Origin of the sequence: Microbacterium sp. CJ77, from assembly GCF_002911615.1 — a bacterium.
In the GTDB taxonomy this organism is placed as follows: Bacteria; Actinomycetota; Actinomycetes; order Actinomycetales; family Microbacteriaceae; genus Microbacterium.
Window position 1 is genome coordinate 105936 of sequence record NZ_PQBR01000006.1, and the last position, 18300, is coordinate 124235.

The window sequence follows — 18300 nt, forward strand, 5'->3', positions numbered from 1 at the left end:
CGCGTGACGGCGGCGGACGCGGGCTGGCGGCCCGACGTGCTCGGGCCGGGCTTCGAGCAGCGCACGCTGCCGCTCGGTTCCGACGACGAGGGCGACGTCGTCGCGACGCTCGTCCGCCACCTGCCGGTCGAGTCGCTCGGTGAGCGTCTGTTCGGGGATCATCGGTCCCTGGCGGACGTCGACGTGCTGTACGTGCACGGCTGGTCGGACTACTTCTTCCAAACCCGCCTCGCTCGCTTCTTCGCGGACCGCGGGGCGCGCTTCTTCGCGCTCGACCTGCGCAAGTACGGCCGCAGTCTGCGGAAGGGTCAAACGCCCGGCTACATCACGGATTTCGACGACTACGACGAAGACATCGCCGCCGCGCTCACCGTCATGGATCGGGGCGAGCGACGGCTCGTGCTGCTCGGTCACTCGACGGGCGGCCTGACGCTGAGCCTGTGGGCGTCGCGGCATCCGGGTGTCGCATCCGCTGTCATCCTGAACAGCCCGTGGCTGGAGTTCCAGCTGAGCGGCCTCACGCGCGCAGCACTCGCGCCGGTCGTGAGTCTGCGCGCGCGGCTGCATCCTCTCGATGTCGCGCCCCAGGTCGACCTGGGCTTCTACACGCGGGCCCAGCGCGCGGTCGCGGACCCCGACGATCCCGTCGTCATCAATCCGGAGTGGCGACCGGATCAGACGATGGCGGTCTACGCCGGATGGTTCAACGCGGTGCTCAGGGGGCACGCGCGCATCGCCGCGGGCCTGGCGATCGACGTGCCGGTGTGCGTTCTGCTGTCCGCACGGTCGGCCGTGCCGACCCACTGGTCGGACGAGCTCACGCGGGTCGACAGTGTGCTGAACGTCGACGAGATCGCTCGAGCGGCCCTGGGCCTCGGATCATCCGTCACCGTCGAACGCATCGACGGCGCCATCCACGACGTCTTCCTCTCGCGCCACGAAGCCCGGGAAGAGGCTTACGCCCGCCTGGGTCGCTGGGTGCGCGGGTTCGTCGGCAGGTGAGGTCGCTGCCGGGCGGTCGCCCGTGAATCAGCCCGCTATGCCCGACGCCTCGACCGCGTAGAGGGTCGCGAACAATATGGCGGCACCGACCGCCATTCCCCCCATCAGCCACGCGAGCAGACGGTTCTTTCGACGGATGTCCGGGGTGCGTCGCGACGCGACGAACATCAACACCCACATCACGGTGACGAAGACGATCGAGACGATCGGGATCACCAGCTGGAGCTGAAGCGCCACGAGCGAGAGCACGACCACTACACCCGCGAGTACCGCCGAGGGGACGAGCCATCGGCTGGGCGCGCCGTGCTGGAGTGCCGTCTGATTCGTCAGATCGGTCGGGTCGGGTGGCGGCTGTTCGTCGGGCAGTCGCTCAGGACCATGCGGCTGGCCGCGGTTGTCACGCTCTGTCATCTCGGTCCTCGCAATCCGGGGGGCTGGGAGGGAATGAGTCTCGCCGACGGCCGAGCACAGACGTAGCCCGTTGTGCGCACGCGGCCGCCTTGCTATAGGGGCGGGTCTTCGTCTCTCAGGCGAGCACGCCGGCGGCGCGAGCGGGAGCCGCGTAGGCGGCGGCGAGCGAGGCGAGCGTCTCGTGCGCGTTGAGACCGCTGGGGTTCGGCAAGACCCACAACTCCGAGCCCGCGAGCGACTCGTCCTGCCGTCCCGCTCGCGCTCGCGGTCTAGCGAACCCTTGCCGGTATGCCGTGAGACCGAGGATCGCCACCGCGACAGGACGCCAGCGTGCGACATCCGTCTCCAGGCGAAGCGCGCCATCCCGCAGCTCCTGCGCGGTCAGTTCGTCGCCGCGGGCGGTGGCGCGGTGGACGATGCTCGTGATGCCGATGCCCGCGTCGAAGAACATGGCACGATCCTCTGCCGGCATCCCTTCGTCGGGGATGCGCGGCAGTCTCGGGATGATGCCCGCGGCGACGAGTGCCGGATAGAACCGGTTTCCGGGGCGTGCGAAGGGAGTCCCCGTGGCTGCGGTCCACAGGCCCGGATTGATGCCGACGAACAGCAGGCGTGGATGCGGCGGAACGAATTCCGGGATCTCGCGATCACGGAACGACTCGAGTTCGGCGCGTGAGAACCCCACCCGTGTGGCCGGGTTCGCTCAGCGGTAGTTGACGAATCGCACCCTGCGCGTTGCGGGGTGCTGGCGGGGACTGAATTCGTTGATTTCATGCGCCTTTCGGTGGTGGCCGGTGTTGGCAATTGTTGCGCCGCGTGGAAGATTCTGCGGACTTTCTGCGGACTAGCGCGGTTCGGCGGGAAGAGAGCGGAGCCATCTCGTCAGCTCCTCGGCGGTGAAGATCGGTTTGCTTCCAACGAAGGACGGGATCAAGCGGGAGGCCGCGACTTCGTTTCGTAGCGTGGCCGGGCTCACGCCGACCGCGACGGCTGCTTCTGCGTAGGTGTACGCGAGCTTCGGAGGCTGCTGCAGCGCGCGCGCGACGGCGTCCCGGATGATCACCTGGAGGGCAAGGCGGCCAGCTCCGAACAACTCGTCCGCGGCATCGCGGAACCGTTGTTCGGATTCGTCCAGGTCTGTCGGCTGTTCAGCCCGTCGGATCTGAGGGTGTGTTGCGAGGAAAGTCTCGACGTCCTCCCACTCGCAGGGGAGACGTTTTCGATCCACCCACATCTCGTCGAGGTTCGGGTCATCGAGACGCCGTATCCGGATGGCGTCCCCGTAGTAGGACGGCGGCACGACTATTCGCGCGGGAACGAGCGGTCCCGTCAGTGTCGTCGCGTACGCCCAAATGTCGCCCCGGTGCACTGCGGTAGATCGCGGCATCTGGAAACCCTTTCGGCTAGTGCGGGGACAAGCCGAACGTTAGCCGACCTCCTCCGCGTCGAGTTCCGAGAGGATCGCATCTATCAGAGTGATGCGATCGCGGGCATTTCGGAACTCGGCCTGCAGCTGTGCCTCGCGGGGGCTGCCCGCCTTGTAGCTGCCTTCGACCTGTAGCCAGTGCTCGAGGGTGGGGATTCGCCCGTCGAGGCTGTTGCGTTCGGCGGTCAGCTCTACCCGTTGCGCTCGACGCCGCACATTTTCCGCCGCGAGGATCTTCTTGTCGGCGCGGTCTGCTCGGCGCTCCGCGCGAACCGCGACCCATAGCGACACGCCGACTGCAACGATCGTCGCGACAGCGGTGGTCAATTCTGCGACGGTCTGGAGCATGCCGCTCATTCTGCCCGGTCGACGGCGTTCGCCCACACCCATGTCCGATGCTGCTGGTCGCCGATGGTGAACTCGATGCCGACGGCCTTCTGCGTCCACCGCACCGCGCGAGCTCGTACCTGGACAGCGTGAGGCCCGAACCGCACCCACACAAGCACCTCGAGCGGATGCGGCGACGTCGTCAGTGGGTAGACGTCGAGGCGCAGTTCCTTCTCTGTCAGCGACTGCAGCGGCTGCTCGGTGGTGACCGTCTGCACAATGCGGTCGTCCATGCGTTTGTCGATCTGCGCGGCGTACCGCTTGTTCGTGCCCACCTGCCGGAACCCCTTCTCCGTGTCAGGCGCCGGCCCGCCAGATGACGATGCTAACCGCAGACGGGGACACATCACCACGCGTCGGCGGAGCTACCATATGCAGGTGGTGCGCCCATTCAAGTACCGAGACGCTCCGCCACTGGGCGAGCACGACTTCGTCGTGCGTGGCGGCCCATTGGACCGTCACGCGACGAATCAGAACTTTGCGCGGTGCGTGACAACTCACGGTGTTCCGGCGCTCTCTGTGGCTGCCGGCGCTGGCATGTCGTGTAGGGAGATCATCGCCGCGTCCTCCGTTCTCCGACGCTTATTCAGTGAGTTCTTGTGGTGCCACGTAAGTGATCTGACAGACGCAAAGTACTCATTGACAGCAACTGGACCGCACCCGCATTATTCATTAATCCTTCCCGGCGACCTCACGGACGAGACGTGGGAGGATCTATCGCAGAGGTTCCGGCCGCTCTAGGCTGACGCTCAAGGAGAAAAAAATGCGATTTGCTGCAGATTTTCAATCAATGGACGAGCAGGACGCGCTCACCGTGACGTTCGCCGACCTGCTGGACGCTCCCGCCGGGGCAGTCATGCTCGGCGGCCGAGTGCAGCTGGATGATCTCGAGGGACACCAGGCCGAAGGCACAGTAGTGTCTGTCGAAGACGATCTGATCGACGTGTCTGTGGACGTGACGACATGGCGAGAACAGAGCCTTCAGTGGTTGTCTGGTTGGTCTTCGTCGGGCGTGACGACCGGGTGGCGCGCCGGAACCGTCTCGGTCTAGTGCACGGATTTCTCATCCTCTGCGACTTCGCGGAGGCCATCAACGGGAAGCTCTATGTGCAAGGCGGAGGGTGGAGCCGAATTGGAGTACCCCCCGGTGCGCCGGTGAGTATTCATGTCGCTGGCCAAATTCTCGTGCCCTGGGACGACGCCAACCGACGGCGTCGACTCCTCGTCGAACTGTTCAATGAGGACGGTCAGAACGTTCGGCTTGGCGAGTCGTCCGATCCTGTCGAGATGCGCGGTGATTTTGAGGTGGGAAGACCGCCTGGGCTGGCCCCTGGAACTGAACTCGATTTCACCTTCGCGGTCCGGTTCGAGGGGATGCCCTTGCCGTCCGGGCGGTACAAGTTCGTGCTCACAGCAGGCGCTACGCAGATAGACGAAGTCAAGTTCGAAGTGCTCGAAGCTCAAATCCCCGGCCCCAACTAGACCGCGCGCTCGACACCTATCCACCCGCATCCACGGCATCGCACCGTGGGCCCGTCGTCAACCATCACGGTCGAGCCGTCTGGGCAGTGCGGTTGAGTCCTCAACTCATCCATGCGTGAACAGTACGCCGTGGACCCGACCGGTTGGCAAGGTCTGTCCACAGGTCGCGCACGCGAATCGCCGAGCTTTGACCGGGCCCGCCGCCGTCCGTTGCCCGTGGTCGCCGCCTCCCCAGGCGTTATCGCGATCCACGCGGTCGGACGGCTGGCGTCTGCACCGATTCGCGAACGGTGAGATACCCCAGGTTTCTCGCCCCGTTCGTGGTCTTGCTACTCGAGTCCTTGGCGTCCCCACGCCTCGTTCCCGTGCCTGTCGCGCTGCGTTGTGCCTGTGTTCTCGGCCCCGTTCGTTGCGACACAGATGACACTACGGAGCGTGCCTCAGGGCTGGCTCAGGCGACCCTCAAGGTCAGCTCAGACTTCCTCACCCCATTCCGGCAGGGTGCGCTGAGCGCGGGTGATCAGCGCAAGAAGAGGATCGATCCGGCCACACTGACCTGTCCGAGCGTGTAGGCCACGGGGAACGACGCTGACGCGCTGACCGAGACATCGTCCCCGGGAGCAAGGCCCTCGAGAACCTCGGTGCAAGAAGCGGAAACGGTGCCAGTTCTCGTTCCGTCGATGGAACCCCAGTTCGTGATCTGCACCACGCCCTGGATCCGTGGGGACAAGTTCAGATCTGCCCATGAGCCCGCGGACCCGCTGTTGCGAACCCGGACGGTCGCAGTGATCGACACGAGCGCCCGGGTGTATCCGTCTGGGACCGGCGTGGTCACCGTCGCGAACTCTGCCCCGATCGTTGCCGTGATCGCGGGCGCGTGGTCGACCTCGAAGACCTCGGCGGGCAGCACAGATTGGGCGACGAGTTCTTGAAACCGTGCGTACAGCTGCGCGTACTGCGCCCCGTCGACGCGGAGGGCGTCTTGGACGCCGCGCCGAAGCTGGTCGCGTTCTTCGTTCTGCCGGCCGAATGACTGTGTTCCTGGGACTCGTGAGCCCATGATTTCCAGCTTTCCTGTTTGGTGGTGCTGTTGAGGTGGGGCCGTCCCACCGTTGGTCGGGGACGGCCCCGGATCGGAGCACCACCGGGTGAGGGTGGGCAGGGGCTCCGGTCCCGTTCTCGTCAGCTGGCGAGAGACGTTGCGTACGCTTCCTGAGCGTCGAGGGACGTGTCGACGGGGTTCTGCGCGCCGACCTGGAACGCGGAGCGTGTGATGCCGATGGTGTACGACGTGGCGTTGCGGTAGTCAGCTTCGGCGGTCCACCGGGCCATGTTGCGGGTGTATTCGACTACGGCGGCGACGTCCTGAGCTTCACGGAGGATCTCGCGCGCCTCGGGCGGGGCGATGTCCACCGCTCGTCGTTCCGCCATCGCCCGAATCCCATCGACGACCGCGGGGACTTCGTGCTGGTGGAACCGGTCGCGAGCGTTCGATTCGTGGGCTGGTGCGAAGCGCTGTGCGGCGAGGACCCCATCCGCGTCGAGGGTGGGAATGATCTCGTCCCAACCCTTGCCGGCGTCGAGCATCGGCTTGATGTGGTTGTTCCACGCCTGGTCGGTGCGGATCAACTGCGACGTCGATTCGGGGTTCAGCTTGAGGCGGTGGGGTTCCGCGGCCTTGTTGGCTTCCTCGAGTGCGCGTTCCGCCTGGCGGATGAGTCCGAGCGGGCTCTCGAACGCATCCACCACCCGGGAGCGGAGGTTCGCCGTGACACCCGCACGGAGCTCCGGGGTCACATCGGGTGCGACCTCGGGGTGTTCGTAGCGGGCGGCGGTGCTGATGTTGGTGAGGTGTTGCTGTGCGGCCTTGAACGCCGCGTGAGCGACGGACTTGGCTCGCAAGCCGGGGCGGGACTGTGTGAGCGTGTCGGGGACGTGCAGGGGGAAGGTCTGCGCGGCACGGTTCACGAGGTACGGGTCGATGGGCATGGTTACTCCTCGAAGGTCGCGACGAGCGTGCGTGCGTCGTCGTGGGTGGTGATCGCGGCGGCTGCCGTGGTCGTGTCGATCAGTTGTGTGCGGATGGTGCGTTCGGGGCCAGTGGATGCCTCCTGCAGGGCGTTGCCGATGAGGTCACGTGCGGTGCTGAACGCGGGCCGGTACGAGTCGACGGTTGCCTGGACTCGTCCCGGGTGTTCGGACCGCTGTTGGTTGTACGTGTGCCGGTTGGGGCCTGGGTCGCGGAAGCTGGGTCCGGACGTCGTGGCGTTTGTGCGCCCGCGGTGTCGTGCGAGCTTGCCGAGGTCTGCTTCAAGATCTCGGACGACGTCTTGCAGTGCTGTTTTGAGGGCATCGGCCCGGTCGGTGTAGTCGGTCATGCTGTTCTCCTTGGGTTGGTCGGGGCGCTATGCGGTTCGGCGTTCGATTTCTTCGACAGCGGCCTTCGCGGCCTTGCGTGCGAGCTGGTCCTCGTTCATGCCCGGCGTCGGGTTGACGATGATCTGAAACAGCGGGCCGGAACGGCCGGCCGTGGTTACTGCTGCGCGTGAACCGCGCACACGGCCGTCTGCGAACCGTGAGGCGGTGGCGGGAACGATCGTGTATCCCATCGCTGCGGCTGTCTCGGCGAGGATCGGCACCGACCGGGCCCGCTTCGACGGGGCGAGGGGGATGTACGCCTCCCCACCCGTCTCCGGTTCGTTCCACACCCGCACCGCACCACCACGAGCCATCTGTGCGACATGGTTCTCCCGAATGCCGCCGCCCGCGTAATGCTCGATCCCGCCGTTCGCATACGCCGCGATGAGGTTGCCGTTCGCGGAACCGAACCCGAACTGTTGGGCGACTTGTCGATCCGACAGCGCCACACCGTTCGGGGTCGTGAGGTTGATCTTGACCGTCTTGTCTTTGAGGGAATCGATGGCCGACCGCAACCGGTCGATCCGCGATGCGGCTTCAGACGTTTCGACGATCGCCTTCACCTCAACGTCGGAAGGGATCCGGAAGATTTGATCCGCGAGCGCTTCGGCTTGCTCAGTGCTGTAACCGAACGCCTGGGCGTTGTCGATCAGAGTCTGACGACCGGTCCGCAGCCGCTCAAAGTAAGCGTCCGTGTTGTGATCGACCGCCAGTTGGGCATCAGCGGCATCCTGGGCCTTGGACGCCTGTTCAACCAGCATGTCCATGTTGTCTCGACCGGCCTGCGTGTTTTCATCGAGGGTGAGCGTGTAGTCGGCGACGCCGTCGGTGTTCTCGTCGAGACCTTCCTTGGCTTTCCGGATCACCTCATTCACGTCGGAGAGCGCGTCTTTGTAGTCGATGTTCGCGGTGATCGCGTCCTGCCCCACCCCGTTCGCTTCGTTCACTATCTCGATCAGCTCTTCCAGGGAGGAAGTGAGATCATCGGCGCTTGAGGCCGCGGCGACGTAAGCCTCGGTGGCGGTCTTCGTGACCTCTGTGCCCTCGTCGGTGACCTCCGACAGCTGCTCCTGGATCTCGATCGCGGCGTCGAGCGACGATGCTTCGCCGCGGACTGCCTCGTCGAGTGTGCCGGCTGACTGGGACAGATCGATGAGGCTGATGCCGAGCTCATCGGCCATCCGTTGCGCGTCCTGCCCGCCGCCCGTGGCGACGTCGAGCACAGACCTGAGCTCCTTCATCGCGGAGACGTTGCCGGTCGCGGCGTCCGTGACCAGGTCGAGGCTGATGCCGAGCTTCTGCGCGTTGTCGAAGGCGGAACCGAAGTTCGCCCAGAGGAGCGTCCGGTCGGTTGCGAGGTTAGCCTTGGCGAGGTCTCGGGTTGACTCGGTGATCTTGTTGTTGCCGTCTTCGAGCGTGTCAGCGTACGCCTGGGCCTTCGCGCGCGCTTCGGCTTGCTGCTGTGCGAGCAATGCGATGACGGTGATGACACCGGTCAGTGCGAGACCCGCTGCGCCCCCGAGGATCGCGGTTCGGTTGAAGCTGCCATTTGTCGTGTCGAGTGCAGTCTTCAACTCGAGATACTTCGCGCGAAGACCGACGGCGGCACCACCGAAGAGGAGTACGGCGGTCGTCGCGACCCCGATGACGAGCGCGGTCGTCTGCACCGGCTCGGGGAGTTCCCCGTATATGTCGACGAGCGCGGTCGCTGCCTGCACCATTGTGCGGAGCACTTCGTTCGCGCCGGACCCGGTCTTGATGAACGCGGTATCGAACGCACCACCGAGCTTCTCGACATCACCGGCCAGGTTGTCCTGACGGATCGCGGCCTGCTGAGCGGCGTAACCTGTGTCGTCGACTGCCTCAGTCCACTTATTGACTTGCTCAGCGCCACCTTCGTACAACAGGGTGGCCGCGTTGAGCGACTCGTTGCCGAAGATCCGACCAAGGGCCGCGAGCCGTTCCTGTTCGCTGAGGTTGCCGAGGCGAGTGCGCAGCTGCTCGGCGATGCCAGCCATTGAAAGCATGTTGCCGTTGCCGTCGAACATGCTGATGTTGTACTTTTTCATCTCCTTGTCCGCCGCAGCGGAGGGAGCCTGCAAAGAAGCAAGAACGCCCCGAAGGGACGTACCCGCCTTCTCGCCGATGATGCCCTGCGTCGCGAAGTACGCGATCGTGCCCGCCGTCTCGTTGAGGGAGAAGCCGACAGACCCCGCGAGCGGGCCAACGTATGACAGGGCGAGAGCGAGGTCGTCGACTGACCCTTGAGCCTTGCCGGCCCCGGCGGCGAGCACGTCCGAGACGTGCGCGGCTTGCTCGGCAGGTAGCCGGAACTGCGTCAGCGTGGTGGCCATGATCTCCGCGGACCGGGCGACTTCGAGTTGTCCGGCGGCGGCGAGAGCGAGCGCACCGTTCAGTGAACCGCCGACGATGTCCGCGACGTTGAGGCCCGCTTTCGCGAGCTCTTCCTGTGCACCTGCAGCCTCGGAGGCCGAGTAGGCGGTGTCCGCGCCAGCTTCGAGGGCCGCGTCGCCAAGGGCGCGCTGATCCTCCACCGTCGCCATAGTCGAAGCGCGAACGTTCGACATCGCCGAATCGAACTCGGCGTACTTCGTGACAGAGATGCCGACGAGCGCGCCGACAGCGACACCCGCAGCGAGCAGGCCCACGGAGAGGGACTTCGCCGCGTTGGCCTGCTGCTCGGTGACCTTCGCCTGTTCCTCTTGCGGGCGCTTCGACCGTTTCGACTCGTCGCCGACCCGTTTGGTCGCGTCAGCCTGCTCGTTCAGCGGGCCCTTCGCGGCCTTCGCCTTCTTGCCCGCGGTGTCCGTCGCGGTGCCGGCCTGGTCGAGGTCGTCTGCCGCGGTCTTCGCGGCCCGCCCGGTCTTCTCGAGCGCTTGGGATGCGTCGCCCTGCTCCTTCTTGAAGATCGCCGCGCCTACGGTCTGGATCTTGAAGAGGAGCGCTCCCGCGTCGAAGCCACCCATCACACACCCCCGAAGAACACAGCGCCGCCTGGTGTGTGAATCCCGAGCCCCCTGCACGCTGAGGCGACAGCCTGGAGGCGACGCAGCAGCCCCTCTTCGCCCGGGAGGGTGGATAGGTCCGCGGTGAGCGTCAGGTGGAGCGTGAGGCGGATGATTGCCCCCAGGATGACCCCGTGTGCGTAGTCCTCGTCATCGGGGAACCGGTCGAGCGTCTCCCGGATCTCCGCTGATGCCATCAACCAGTCGGGGGCGGTGATGATCGCCGTTGAGAGGCGGTCGACGTCGTTGAGGATCTGCTGCGGTTCGACTGCGGCGAGGTCGTCGAGTTGTGCCGCGAATGCCGCGACTTGATCGTCGATGTCGGTCATGAGCGTGCTCCGTTCTGGGCCTGTTTCCGCTGGGCGAGGAACGGGCATGTGGGGTCGTGCAGGACGGTCAGAACCCAGACGCCGGTGTCGAGTTGAGTGAGGTGCCCGTCGTTGAGGCAGTCGGGGCAGGTGTAGTGATTGGCGATCGCGGCAACCGGATTTCTCATGACGCACCCCCGTGGTTCCCGACGAGCGTTCCCCGTTCCCCGTCTATAGAGACGGGGAACACGGGAACACTCCACTCGTCACCCGTTCCCGGAACGTTCCCCGGTGTTCCGGGAACACCCTTGAACTCCTGAAAAGCCCTGGTCGCACGCGTTCCGCCCCACCTCATCCGCTCCTTCACATCACGCACAGAGGAGGGCGGGGGAACAAGCCGGTGCAGTTCGTCCAAATCGGACCGGGGAACATGCACTTGCATAGGAGCAGGGAACCTAGCGAGCAGCGCGTCGCCGCGCGAGTCGAGGGTGAAGTTGCAAACGATCGGTTCCCGTGAAGCCGTGGAGATCGCACGGAGTGCCCCGTGGCGGTCCTTCACGATCGAGAGTTGAGCTTCTCCACCACGCCCCGGAGTGAACGGGGAGACGTTCGTCACGCGGATCAGCGCACCGTCTACGGCCCGTTTCTTCGCCATGGTGCCGGTGGCTCCGTAGTTGCGTGAGTCGGTGCCCTTGGCCTCGTGGTCGATCGCGAGAACCCCTGTACCCGTCCGGGCGAGAGCGGTGAGGACGGCCCGGTGGACTCGGGTGTAGTCGTCGCTGTCGTTGCTCGAGGCCCCAAAGAGGGGGAGGAGCTCACCGATACTGTCGACTACCGCGAGAGTCGGGTTCCATGTCGTCGCGTCCTTCACGACAGCCATCACCGTTTCCGCGTCCTCCGGGATGGACAGCCGGAACCGGGAAGGGTCGATGAGCGTCTCGGCCGCGACTCCGTACTGGCGGAACCGGGTGAGGATCGCGGGTGCCCCGTTGTGGTCGAGGTCGACCCACAGCACCCGGCCCTCGGTGAAGAGTTCGTCTGCAGCCATCGCGCCGGCCACGAGCGTTTTCCCGGCTTCTGGGGCACCGAGCAGGACGTTCACAGCTGCGGCGTACAGCAGCGGTACACCGTCGCTCCTGCGCCCGCCGATCGATGTCTGTGGAGCCGTGAACGTCCCGTTGAGGATCGCCTCGACATCGACATAGCGATCCGGGCGGTCGGCTTCCTGTTCCTTGGTCACTCGGGCACCGCCTCGGTAGGCATCCCGGTCCGCCAGTACACGCGCCACCCTTCATCCATCGCCCGCAGTTGCATCTCGCGGATCTGTGTGGCGGAGTGGTTCGCGCGGAGGTACCAGTAGTCCGCCGCGGCTTCGGCCTGGTCGCGCTGTGCGCGCATCGCTGCCGCTCCCGCGTGAAACCCGTCACGCCAGAGGTCGTGTAGCTCGGCGGGGAGTTCGTGAGGGTCGCGCGACTGGGTGAGGATCTCGTCGACCGTGGCCGCACGTCGCCCTATGGGTGTGACGCGGGCCAGTCCTGGCGACGACGCAGCGATGCTCATGCCGCTTCGTTGATTTCGTTCAGCTGGGCAAGGAGACGTGCGTACCGGAGCCGCATGCGTCCACGTGGACGACTGGCTCCGGTCTCCCAGCGGCGGACGGTGTAGGGGTCGACTCGTAGCTCCATGGCAATCCAAGAGCCAGGCAGCTTGGCGCGCTCACGGATCTCCCGCGCCCGAGGCGGGTCGATCAGTCGCAAGGCGATTGCGTCTTCGGCGATGCTCACTGCTTGCTCCCTTCGTTTGTTCCTCCAGTGTCGCGCGACTGTGCTCTGAATGCGCTACGCTGAAAGTAGCGAGTTTGGAACGGAGCAATCATGAACACAGAGCCGAGCTGGCGCGAAGTCGCTGCGCTGATCACCGCGACCCCGGGATCCGCCGAACAGCGCCTACCGGAGCGCATCAAGTCCCTGCGCGAGTCGCACAGGGATGCTGCGGGCAACCCCAACCCCCTCACACACACCGAGCTCGCACGCCGGTTGCAGGACGTCGGATGGACCACGGATCGAACCACGCTGTGGAAGATCGAAAACTCGGCTGCAGGAAACGGACGCCGGAAGATCACAATCGATGAACTCCTCGCCTTCGCGAAGGTCTTCGGCGTGACCGTGGCAGAACTGCTCCTTCCGGAAGGCGGGGTCGCGCAACTCGAAACACATGCGGCGATGGTGGCCGCGATCGACGCCCTCGAGACCGCTCAGAAGGCTTGGATCGCATACGCGGTCGCGGTGGGTAACGCGCAGCAGTACCTCAACGACGCGACCAACCGGGAGCAACTCAGAGCACGATTCGAGGCGTGGCGAGATGACCTAGAGGAGAACCAGACCGCTCAAGAGGTGACGCTATGGAAACGTGACGTTGCGAAGCGCATCGAGCAGGGGAAGCGCCCCCCCGAAGCCTCGCTGCTGATGCACGCGAGCGATGAGGAGATCGTTGCATCGCCTGAGTTCCGCAGCTTCCGCCAGGGACTGGACGTCCAGCCCGTCTACGCGGCGTACGACGATGTTCTCGGCGGCAAGTTGATAGCGCGCGACGCGATCCAGCCTGGGCGCGCGCGGAAGATCGACGAGGTCGACTGATGGCCGGCCACAACCGTGCCCCCTTACAACTGTCATCATGGAAGTGTCGGAAGCAGGGCCGACTTCACCGCCGCACTAAACCGCGGCCGAACATAGGAGAAACATGGCCCTGACCAAGACCGAAGCCTCGGCACGCTCACGCGCATTTGTCGACGCCGACCAAGAACTCAGCGCATGGCTCGCATCCAAGCTCGCGGAGATCGACGTAGCGAGCGCCGAAGAGCACTTCACCGACGAAGAGACCGCCGCGTCTCGTCTCCTGATCTACAAGGATCTGGGGCGGAGGGCGAAGCGGACGCTCGCGCAGATCGTCCGGGAACACAAGTGACCGCCCTCGACCACGAGCGGGCCAAGTACCTGCACAGTCAAGGCTTCTCCTGCAGCGGCATCGCCCGCAGCCTCAACGTAGCCAAGTCGACCGTGTCCGAATGGGCAGCCAAAGAGGGCCTCAGCTTTGACCGCACCAAGACCGAGAACGCCACCCGGGCGTCGCAAGTCGACCGTGCCGCCCGGCGAAGCCAGATCATCGAACGCCTCTACGACCAGGTCGACACCGTCCTCGACCGCCTCGAACAGACCGAAGACACCCCAGCGCGGGACCAACGCGACTACTCCGTCGCACTCACCAACTACCTTGAACGCGTCACCCGCCTCGAACTCGTAGACGGCGAACCCGGTCTCGCGCAAGCCGAATCGATGCTCGGACGTCTCGCCGAAGGATTCGGGTTCACGATGAAAGGCGAACCCATCTGACACCGCGCTTCGCGCGCGCGCGAGGGCCGAACGTTCGCCCCGCCACGGAAGTTCTCATCGTCACCTGCGGTGCGGTGGGGGTCCTCGTGGGTGGGCGGTCGCCCGGCGAGGCCCATCGGGGTAATTCAGTCGGTGGATTGCGTGCCGGTGGTCGAGGTCGCTTCGGTTCGTGCTCGCGCGAACTCGTCGAGGTTCCACACGAGCCGGGACCACCAGACGGCTGCTCCCATCTCCGCTAAGACCGCTGCGATCCCCGTGGCGATCACGGCGTACGACCACCATGTGTACGGCATGACGTGTGTCACGCCGACGCCGATGCTGATCCCGAGCATGATGCCGACGCAAAGCAGCCAGCGGCGATGAACGATCGCGGTCGATTCCACGAGACGCGATGTGGGGTCGGTGTGTTTGGATCCGTGGTTCCTGCTCATGGTCATGTCTCTCTTTCGTGTGTGACTTGTCATTGAAGGCGGGGGCGATGTCGGCACGATGGCCGAGATTTGGACGCGGGGCGGCTAGTGACCGCGGGTGTTTGTGAGGTCCATCGCGCGCGAAGATGGGCCGATGATGCCGACCTATCTTTCTCCCGCTCAGGTTTGCGAGTTATTGCCGGGTATGACCGAGGAGATCCTCGAATCTCGCCGTAAGCAGCGCCTTGATCCCCCGTATTTCAAGCCGACTGGCGAGCGCGGGAAGGTCGTCCTCTACGACCGCGCCGAGGTCCTTGCGTGGGTGCAGCGCAACCGTGTCCAGACCCGAGCAGGCGCGACGTGAGGGCACGCTGACTTGTCACGACGAACCGACTTCCCATAGGCGTTGCGCGAGATCGTCGGCGTACCGGTCGATCATCATCTCGAGTTCGAGCTGCACAACCGGATCGTCGAGGAACCTGCCCAGCGAAACCCGCCAGCAGTAGTGACCAGCCGGCGTTCGATACTTGAACCAACACTTAGGCCTGTAGCGCGCCCAGCGACCATCCGGCATAAGCGCCAGCACGCGCTCGGCGGACTCGCGCTCGGCGGGTGTGGATCCGGCCATGTGCCGCAGCACGAACTCTTTGCGGCTCGGGACCCGGTAGATGAAGTAGTGGAGGCGTGCTGCTGCGCCATCGACGGTGACGTAGTGCGCCGCGGTCGTTGCGTCGCGCGCAATGCGTGTGGTGTAGTCGCGGTATTTCTTGTCAAAGGAAGCCTCGCACGTGCTCATCGTCCCGCCTCCGAGGTTCCGTCGAAGATGTCGGCCATGGCAAGCAAGTCCCGCGCGATCGTTCTCAGGTCGTCACCGGACGAGACCTCGACCTCGTTCGGTAGGTAGAGGTTCGGCGTCTGCTCGCCAGAGATCCGTACGACCCCGTTTGTCAGGCGTCCACAGCCGTACAACTCGACCTCGCCCTGTCGAGTGAGGAAGCTGAAAATCGTGCCCTCGAGTTCGTCGTCGATGGCTTCGATGTCGATGGTCTCGGCCCACGTCGGCACCGAGGCCCGGATCTCCGGGTGTGCTGCGAGGTAGTCGGCTTCGACCTGATCCCACTGCTCGAGGTCCGTGGGGTGTGCGATAGTGGTGGTGTTCATTTGAGTACCTTTCGTGGGTGCTTGGGCCTCGTCGAGTTGCACCTCGGCGGGGCCATTTTTCTTGCGAGGGTCTGTCAGAAGAGACACTTCGTCTCCTTCGCCGCGATCGTGAGAGCCCACACAGTCGCGGGACGCCCGAAGTCCGAGCGGCCCTCTAGGTGCGTGGGTCAGATCCTTCCGTTAACGCGCCGGGGTGAATCCGGTGGATAGCGCGGGGTGCTGGGAGAATCGATTCATGACGGTGACTGCCAGCCTGGAGGGTCTGTTCGAGGTCGAGCCGGGTGAGGCGCGGGCGCCGGGATCGGCTGCACCGGCGGGTGCGGGCAAGACGTTCCGTGGGTATGACCAGGGGCAGTGTTTCCTGCTCCCGCCGAGTCTGGATGACTGGCTGGACGAGGATGATGAGGCCCGGTTCATCTCCGAGGTCGTCGAAGAGCTCTTGGATCTGACGCCGGTCTACGCGTCGTACGCGTCCGCCTCGGGTGCGCCTCCGTATGACCCGCGGATGATGTTGAAGCTGCTGCTGTTCGCGTACGCGACGGGCGTGACCTCGTCTCGTGAGTTGGAGCGGCGCTGCAAGCGCGATATCGCCTTCCGGTGGCTGTCGGGCAACCAGGCGCCCGACTACCGGTCGCTGGCCCGGTTTCGTCGGCGTCACCTGGATGCCCTGCCGGGGTTGTTCCTGCAGGTGCTGCGGGTCTGCGCGGAGGCGGGGCTGGTGCGGTTGGGGCGGGTCGCGCTGGATGGCACGAAGCTGGCTGCGAACGCGTCGCGGCATAAGGCGATGAGCTATGACCGGATCGTGCCGAAGATCGATCAGCTCCAAGCCGAGGTCGCTGCGCTGCTCGCCGAGGCGGAGGCGGTCGATGAGGCCGAGGATCAGCAGTTCGGCCAGGACCGGCGCGGGGACCGAGGTCGCCCCGGAGCTGGCCCGCCGTGAGGGGCGCCTGGCAAAACTACGTGCCGCGAAGGACGCGATCGAGGCCGACGCCGCCGAGAAGGCGGCAGCCGTGGCGCGGAAGAAGGCCGACGCCGCCGGTCAGCCCCCTGAGCAGGCCGACGCGGCCGTCGCGACTGCGGTGGACACGGCGGCGCCGAAGCCGAAAGCGCAACGCAATTTCACCGATCCTGAGGCGCGGATGATGAAGACGGTCCGCGGCTTCGATTACGCGTTCAACGCGCAGGCCGTTGTCGATGAGGGCCACCAGATCGTGTTGAGCGCCGAGGTCACCCAGCAGGCCACCGATATCCAGCAGTTCGTCCCGATGGCCGAGCAGACCCTACGGAACCTCGACGCGGCAGGAATCGAGCGTTCCCCAGAGGTCGTCCTCGCTGACGCGGGCTACTGCTCGGAAGCCAACCTCGAAGCCGCCGACGATCTGGACGCACAGGTGTTGATCGCGACGGGACGGCAACGTCACGGCGAGAGCTTCCCTACCGCCGGCGCCCCGGACCCGGCCCCAGAGGACGCGAGCCGGCGGGAGCGGATGGCGCACGCGCTGCGCACCGAGCAGGGCCGCACCGACTACGCGCGCCGCAAAGCCATCGTTGAACCCGCGTTCGGGCAGATGAAGACCCGGCAAAACGCCGGACAGCTCCGGCTACGCGGACTCGCCGGCGCCCAAGGCGAATGGCTACTCCACACGATCTGCCACAACCTCCGCAAGCTCCGCGTCGCTACAGCCGCCGGGCTGGCGCCCGCATAGGCCTCCCCAGGGGTCCCTGGGCGTCACAGCACGCACCGACAGTCGCCACGAGCCCCTCGCCGTGCGATCCCGCACGCTCTCACACCGCAACGGCCCGCCCGTTCCCGTTCGCGACCGTCAGCGCGCGATGCCAGAGTCAACGCCGCGCGCCACGCCACCCGATTCTGACCCGCGCACCTAGGCGAGTAGCGCTCACCGTGCCACTGCGGCACAGTTCCGAGCGACGGGAACGCAGGGAACTGGGCGAGGCCATGGGTGCGTCGTGCGTCCGCACGCGCACCTCGTACGCGGCACGGATCGCATCGTCGGTCATCGGGCCGTCACGCAAGATCGCGACGATGTGTTCCCGCACGGTCGTCGTGTGCGTTTCGGTTTGACTGAGTGCGGCCTCGAGCGACGTGCCCGTGTCGACTGCCATCGCGCGGGCGCGTGAGTTCATGACGCGGCCGAGAACTGGTCTTCGATCCACGCTTCAACATCCGCTTCGCGGAAGCAGATCCGACCGGAGATCTTCGCGTGCTTCGGGGCACGCTTCTGGTTGATCATCCAACGCACCTGGGCGGGGGAACGACGAAGCCGCTCGGCGACCTCGTCTATGAAAAGCAACTTCTCCATCGGGAGCATCCCTTTCGGCTATGTTTCCTAGTCGCCAGTCGACTATGAAGCACAGTAGACCATGAATTCCCGTTAGCGGTCAACTAGCAATTGAGGTACCGTTTGTTCAGTGCAGCCACTCGATACACACATCGGCGCGAACCTCTCTCAGCTTCGGGGTGCGATGACGCAAAAGGACCTTGCTGAACGGATGCGCCAGCTCGGACACAAGTGGTCCCAGGCGACCGTTTGGAGCGTTGAGAAAGGTGAGCGACCGTTGCGGCTAACGGAGGCGCTCTCGCTGGTTGGGGTGTTGAATACGCAGATCTCGGTCCTTGTGGCGGATCCGAATGCGGTTGCGGTCAATCGGCGTGCTGAGCTCGAGAGGTTGCAGACAGAAATCGAGCGGCTGACTTTCGAGAGCGAGAAGAAGCGTTCGGCCTCCCAGGGCCTCGAGCATGAACTCGGTGTCTTGGCGGGGGAGGTATCCCAGATCGACATGAGGCTTGCTCGCCTCGTAACTCGCCGCAACTTACTGGCCCATCAGGAGAGTCCTCCAGATGGCTTCGATTAAGCAGAG

At 65.3% G+C, this 18300-nt stretch carries 26 protein-coding genes and 1 pseudogene; 9 read left to right on the top strand and 18 right to left on the bottom strand.

The window, feature by feature from the left end; all coding sequences use genetic code 11:
• Window positions 1–3: 3 nt before the first annotated feature.
• Window positions 4–1002 carry an alpha/beta hydrolase gene (locus C2868_RS01185; protein ID WP_100811974.1) on the top strand — a complete coding sequence of 333 codons (999 nt, stop codon included), beginning with the start codon at window positions 4–6 and terminating at the stop codon, window positions 1000–1002.
• 27 nt (window positions 1003–1029) lie between these two features.
• Here the strand turns inward: C2868_RS01185 and C2868_RS01190 are convergent, their stop codons facing one another.
• The 5 genes from C2868_RS01190 to C2868_RS01210 all read right to left on the bottom strand — a co-directional run bounded on the left by C2868_RS01190 (window position 1030) and on the right by C2868_RS01210 (window position 3501).
• Window positions 1030–1413 carry a hypothetical protein gene (locus tag C2868_RS01190; RefSeq protein ID WP_100811973.1) on the bottom strand — a complete coding sequence of 128 codons (384 nt, stop codon included), beginning with the start codon at window positions 1411–1413 and terminating at the stop codon, window positions 1030–1032.
• A gap of 115 nt (window positions 1414–1528) precedes the next feature.
• Entirely contained in the window at window positions 1529–2098 is a 570-nt protein-coding gene (locus tag C2868_RS01195; RefSeq protein WP_100811972.1) for a mismatch-specific DNA-glycosylase, read from the bottom strand.
• 159 nt (window positions 2099–2257) lie between these two features.
• Window positions 2258–2800: a helix-turn-helix domain-containing protein gene (locus tag C2868_RS17555; protein WP_198519588.1), complete on the bottom strand. Its 543-nt coding sequence runs from the start codon at window positions 2798–2800 to the stop codon at window positions 2258–2260.
• A gap of 39 nt (window positions 2801–2839) precedes the next feature.
• Window positions 2840–3187, bottom strand: coding sequence for a hypothetical protein (locus C2868_RS01205; RefSeq protein ID WP_146047980.1), 348 nt, complete (start codon window positions 3185–3187; stop codon window positions 2840–2842).
• A gap of 5 nt (window positions 3188–3192) precedes the next feature.
• Window positions 3193–3501: a hypothetical protein gene (locus tag C2868_RS01210; protein ID WP_232711300.1), complete on the bottom strand. Its 309-nt coding sequence runs from the start codon at window positions 3499–3501 to the stop codon at window positions 3193–3195.
• Window positions 3502–3989: 488 nt separating this feature from the next.
• Between C2868_RS01210 and C2868_RS01215 the strand changes: the two genes are divergently transcribed.
• Together C2868_RS01215 and C2868_RS01220 are read left to right on the top strand one after the other, a co-directional pair.
• Window positions 3990–4277, top strand: a complete 288-nt coding sequence (locus tag C2868_RS01215) for a hypothetical protein (protein ID WP_146047981.1) — start codon at window positions 3990–3992, stop codon at window positions 4275–4277.
• The gene (locus C2868_RS01220) at window positions 4277–4708 is read left to right on the top strand and encodes a DUF6941 family protein (RefSeq protein WP_100811969.1); all 432 of its coding nucleotides are present in this window, start codon (window positions 4277–4279) and stop codon (window positions 4706–4708) included. Before C2868_RS01215 ends, C2868_RS01220 begins: the two co-directional genes overlap by 1 nt.
• Window positions 4709–5228: 520 nt before the next feature.
• On the opposite strand, the gene C2868_RS01225 is transcribed toward C2868_RS01220, so the two are convergent.
• From C2868_RS01225 to C2868_RS17180, 9 genes are all read right to left on the bottom strand, one after another.
• Window positions 5229–5768, bottom strand: coding sequence for a hypothetical protein (locus C2868_RS01225; protein WP_100811968.1), 540 nt, complete (start codon window positions 5766–5768; stop codon window positions 5229–5231).
• A gap of 122 nt (window positions 5769–5890) precedes the next feature.
• Complete coding sequence (locus tag C2868_RS01230; RefSeq protein WP_100811967.1) at window positions 5891–6697, bottom strand: hypothetical protein; 807 nt, start codon at window positions 6695–6697, stop codon at window positions 5891–5893.
• A gap of 2 nt (window positions 6698–6699) precedes the next feature.
• A complete protein-coding gene (locus C2868_RS01235) occupies window positions 6700–7086 on the bottom strand; it encodes a hypothetical protein (protein ID WP_100811966.1) in 387 nt (128 codons plus the stop codon).
• 27 nt (window positions 7087–7113) lie between these two features.
• Window positions 7114–10113 (bottom strand): phage tail tape measure protein, encoded by a 3000-nt coding sequence (locus tag C2868_RS01240; protein ID WP_103662788.1) that lies wholly within the window; start codon window positions 10111–10113, stop codon window positions 7114–7116.
• A complete protein-coding gene (locus C2868_RS01245; protein WP_100811947.1) occupies window positions 10113–10481 on the bottom strand; it encodes a hypothetical protein in 369 nt (122 codons plus the stop codon). The genes C2868_RS01240 and C2868_RS01245 overlap by 1 nt, the downstream gene beginning before the upstream one ends.
• The gene (locus C2868_RS17330) at window positions 10478–10648 is read right to left on the bottom strand and encodes a hypothetical protein (protein ID WP_157813978.1); all 171 of its coding nucleotides are present in this window, start codon (window positions 10646–10648) and stop codon (window positions 10478–10480) included. Before C2868_RS17330 ends, C2868_RS01245 begins: the two co-directional genes overlap by 4 nt.
• Window positions 10645–11700 carry an AAA family ATPase gene (locus C2868_RS01250; protein ID WP_232711296.1) on the bottom strand — a complete coding sequence of 352 codons (1056 nt, stop codon included), beginning with the start codon at window positions 11698–11700 and terminating at the stop codon, window positions 10645–10647. The genes C2868_RS17330 and C2868_RS01250 overlap by 4 nt, the downstream gene beginning before the upstream one ends.
• The gene (locus C2868_RS01255; protein ID WP_100811946.1) at window positions 11697–12020 is read right to left on the bottom strand and encodes a hypothetical protein; all 324 of its coding nucleotides are present in this window, start codon (window positions 12018–12020) and stop codon (window positions 11697–11699) included. The genes C2868_RS01250 and C2868_RS01255 overlap by 4 nt, the downstream gene beginning before the upstream one ends.
• Window positions 12017–12244, bottom strand: a complete 228-nt coding sequence (locus C2868_RS17180) for a hypothetical protein (protein WP_146047983.1) — start codon at window positions 12242–12244, stop codon at window positions 12017–12019. Before C2868_RS17180 ends, C2868_RS01255 begins: the two co-directional genes overlap by 4 nt.
• Before the next feature lie 90 nt (window positions 12245–12334).
• On the opposite strand from C2868_RS17180, the gene C2868_RS01260 reads away from it, so the two are divergent.
• The 3 genes from C2868_RS01260 to C2868_RS01270 all read left to right on the top strand — a co-directional run bounded on the left by C2868_RS01260 (window position 12335) and on the right by C2868_RS01270 (window position 13849).
• Window positions 12335–13096: a helix-turn-helix domain-containing protein gene (locus C2868_RS01260; RefSeq protein WP_100811945.1), complete on the top strand. Its 762-nt coding sequence runs from the start codon at window positions 12335–12337 to the stop codon at window positions 13094–13096.
• A 103-nt stretch (window positions 13097–13199) separates the two neighbouring features.
• Complete coding sequence (locus C2868_RS17335) at window positions 13200–13424, top strand: hypothetical protein (protein ID WP_100811944.1); 225 nt, start codon at window positions 13200–13202, stop codon at window positions 13422–13424.
• Complete coding sequence (locus C2868_RS01270; RefSeq protein WP_100811943.1) at window positions 13421–13849, top strand: hypothetical protein; 429 nt, start codon at window positions 13421–13423, stop codon at window positions 13847–13849. Before C2868_RS17335 ends, C2868_RS01270 begins: the two co-directional genes overlap by 4 nt.
• Window positions 13850–13974: 125 nt before the next feature.
• On the opposite strand, the gene C2868_RS01275 is transcribed toward C2868_RS01270, so the two are convergent.
• On the bottom strand, window positions 13975–14286 hold the full coding sequence (locus C2868_RS01275; RefSeq protein ID WP_103662789.1) for a hypothetical protein: 312 nt from the start codon (window positions 14284–14286) through the stop codon (window positions 13975–13977).
• Window positions 14287–14413: 127 nt separating this feature from the next.
• Between C2868_RS01275 and C2868_RS01280 the strand changes: the two genes are divergently transcribed.
• A complete protein-coding gene (locus C2868_RS01280; protein WP_146047985.1) occupies window positions 14414–14623 on the top strand; it encodes a DNA-binding protein in 210 nt (69 codons plus the stop codon).
• 15 nt (window positions 14624–14638) lie between these two features.
• Here C2868_RS01280 and C2868_RS01285 read toward each other — a convergent pair whose 3' ends face one another.
• Together C2868_RS01285 and C2868_RS01290 are read right to left on the bottom strand one after the other, a co-directional pair.
• Window positions 14639–15055: a hypothetical protein gene (locus C2868_RS01285; protein WP_100811940.1), complete on the bottom strand. Its 417-nt coding sequence runs from the start codon at window positions 15053–15055 to the stop codon at window positions 14639–14641.
• On the bottom strand, window positions 15052–15420 hold the full coding sequence (locus C2868_RS01290; RefSeq protein ID WP_100811939.1) for a hypothetical protein: 369 nt from the start codon (window positions 15418–15420) through the stop codon (window positions 15052–15054). The genes C2868_RS01285 and C2868_RS01290 overlap by 4 nt, the downstream gene beginning before the upstream one ends.
• A 262-nt stretch (window positions 15421–15682) precedes the next feature.
• Between C2868_RS01290 and C2868_RS01295 the strand changes: the two are divergent.
• Window positions 15683–17126, top strand: a pseudogene (locus C2868_RS01295) (IS1182 family transposase).
• Between the two features lie 435 nt (window positions 17127–17561).
• Here the strand turns inward: C2868_RS01295 and C2868_RS01305 are convergent.
• Window positions 17562–17741 carry an AlpA family transcriptional regulator gene (locus tag C2868_RS01305; RefSeq protein ID WP_100811963.1) on the bottom strand — a complete coding sequence of 60 codons (180 nt, stop codon included), beginning with the start codon at window positions 17739–17741 and terminating at the stop codon, window positions 17562–17564.
• Window positions 17742–17850: 109 nt separating this feature from the next.
• Here C2868_RS01305 and C2868_RS01310 point away from each other — a divergent pair, with 109 nt between their 5' ends.
• Window positions 17851–18294, top strand: coding sequence for a helix-turn-helix domain-containing protein (locus C2868_RS01310; protein WP_103662791.1), 444 nt, complete (start codon window positions 17851–17853; stop codon window positions 18292–18294).
• The last annotated feature ends 6 nt before the right edge of the window (window positions 18295–18300 follow it).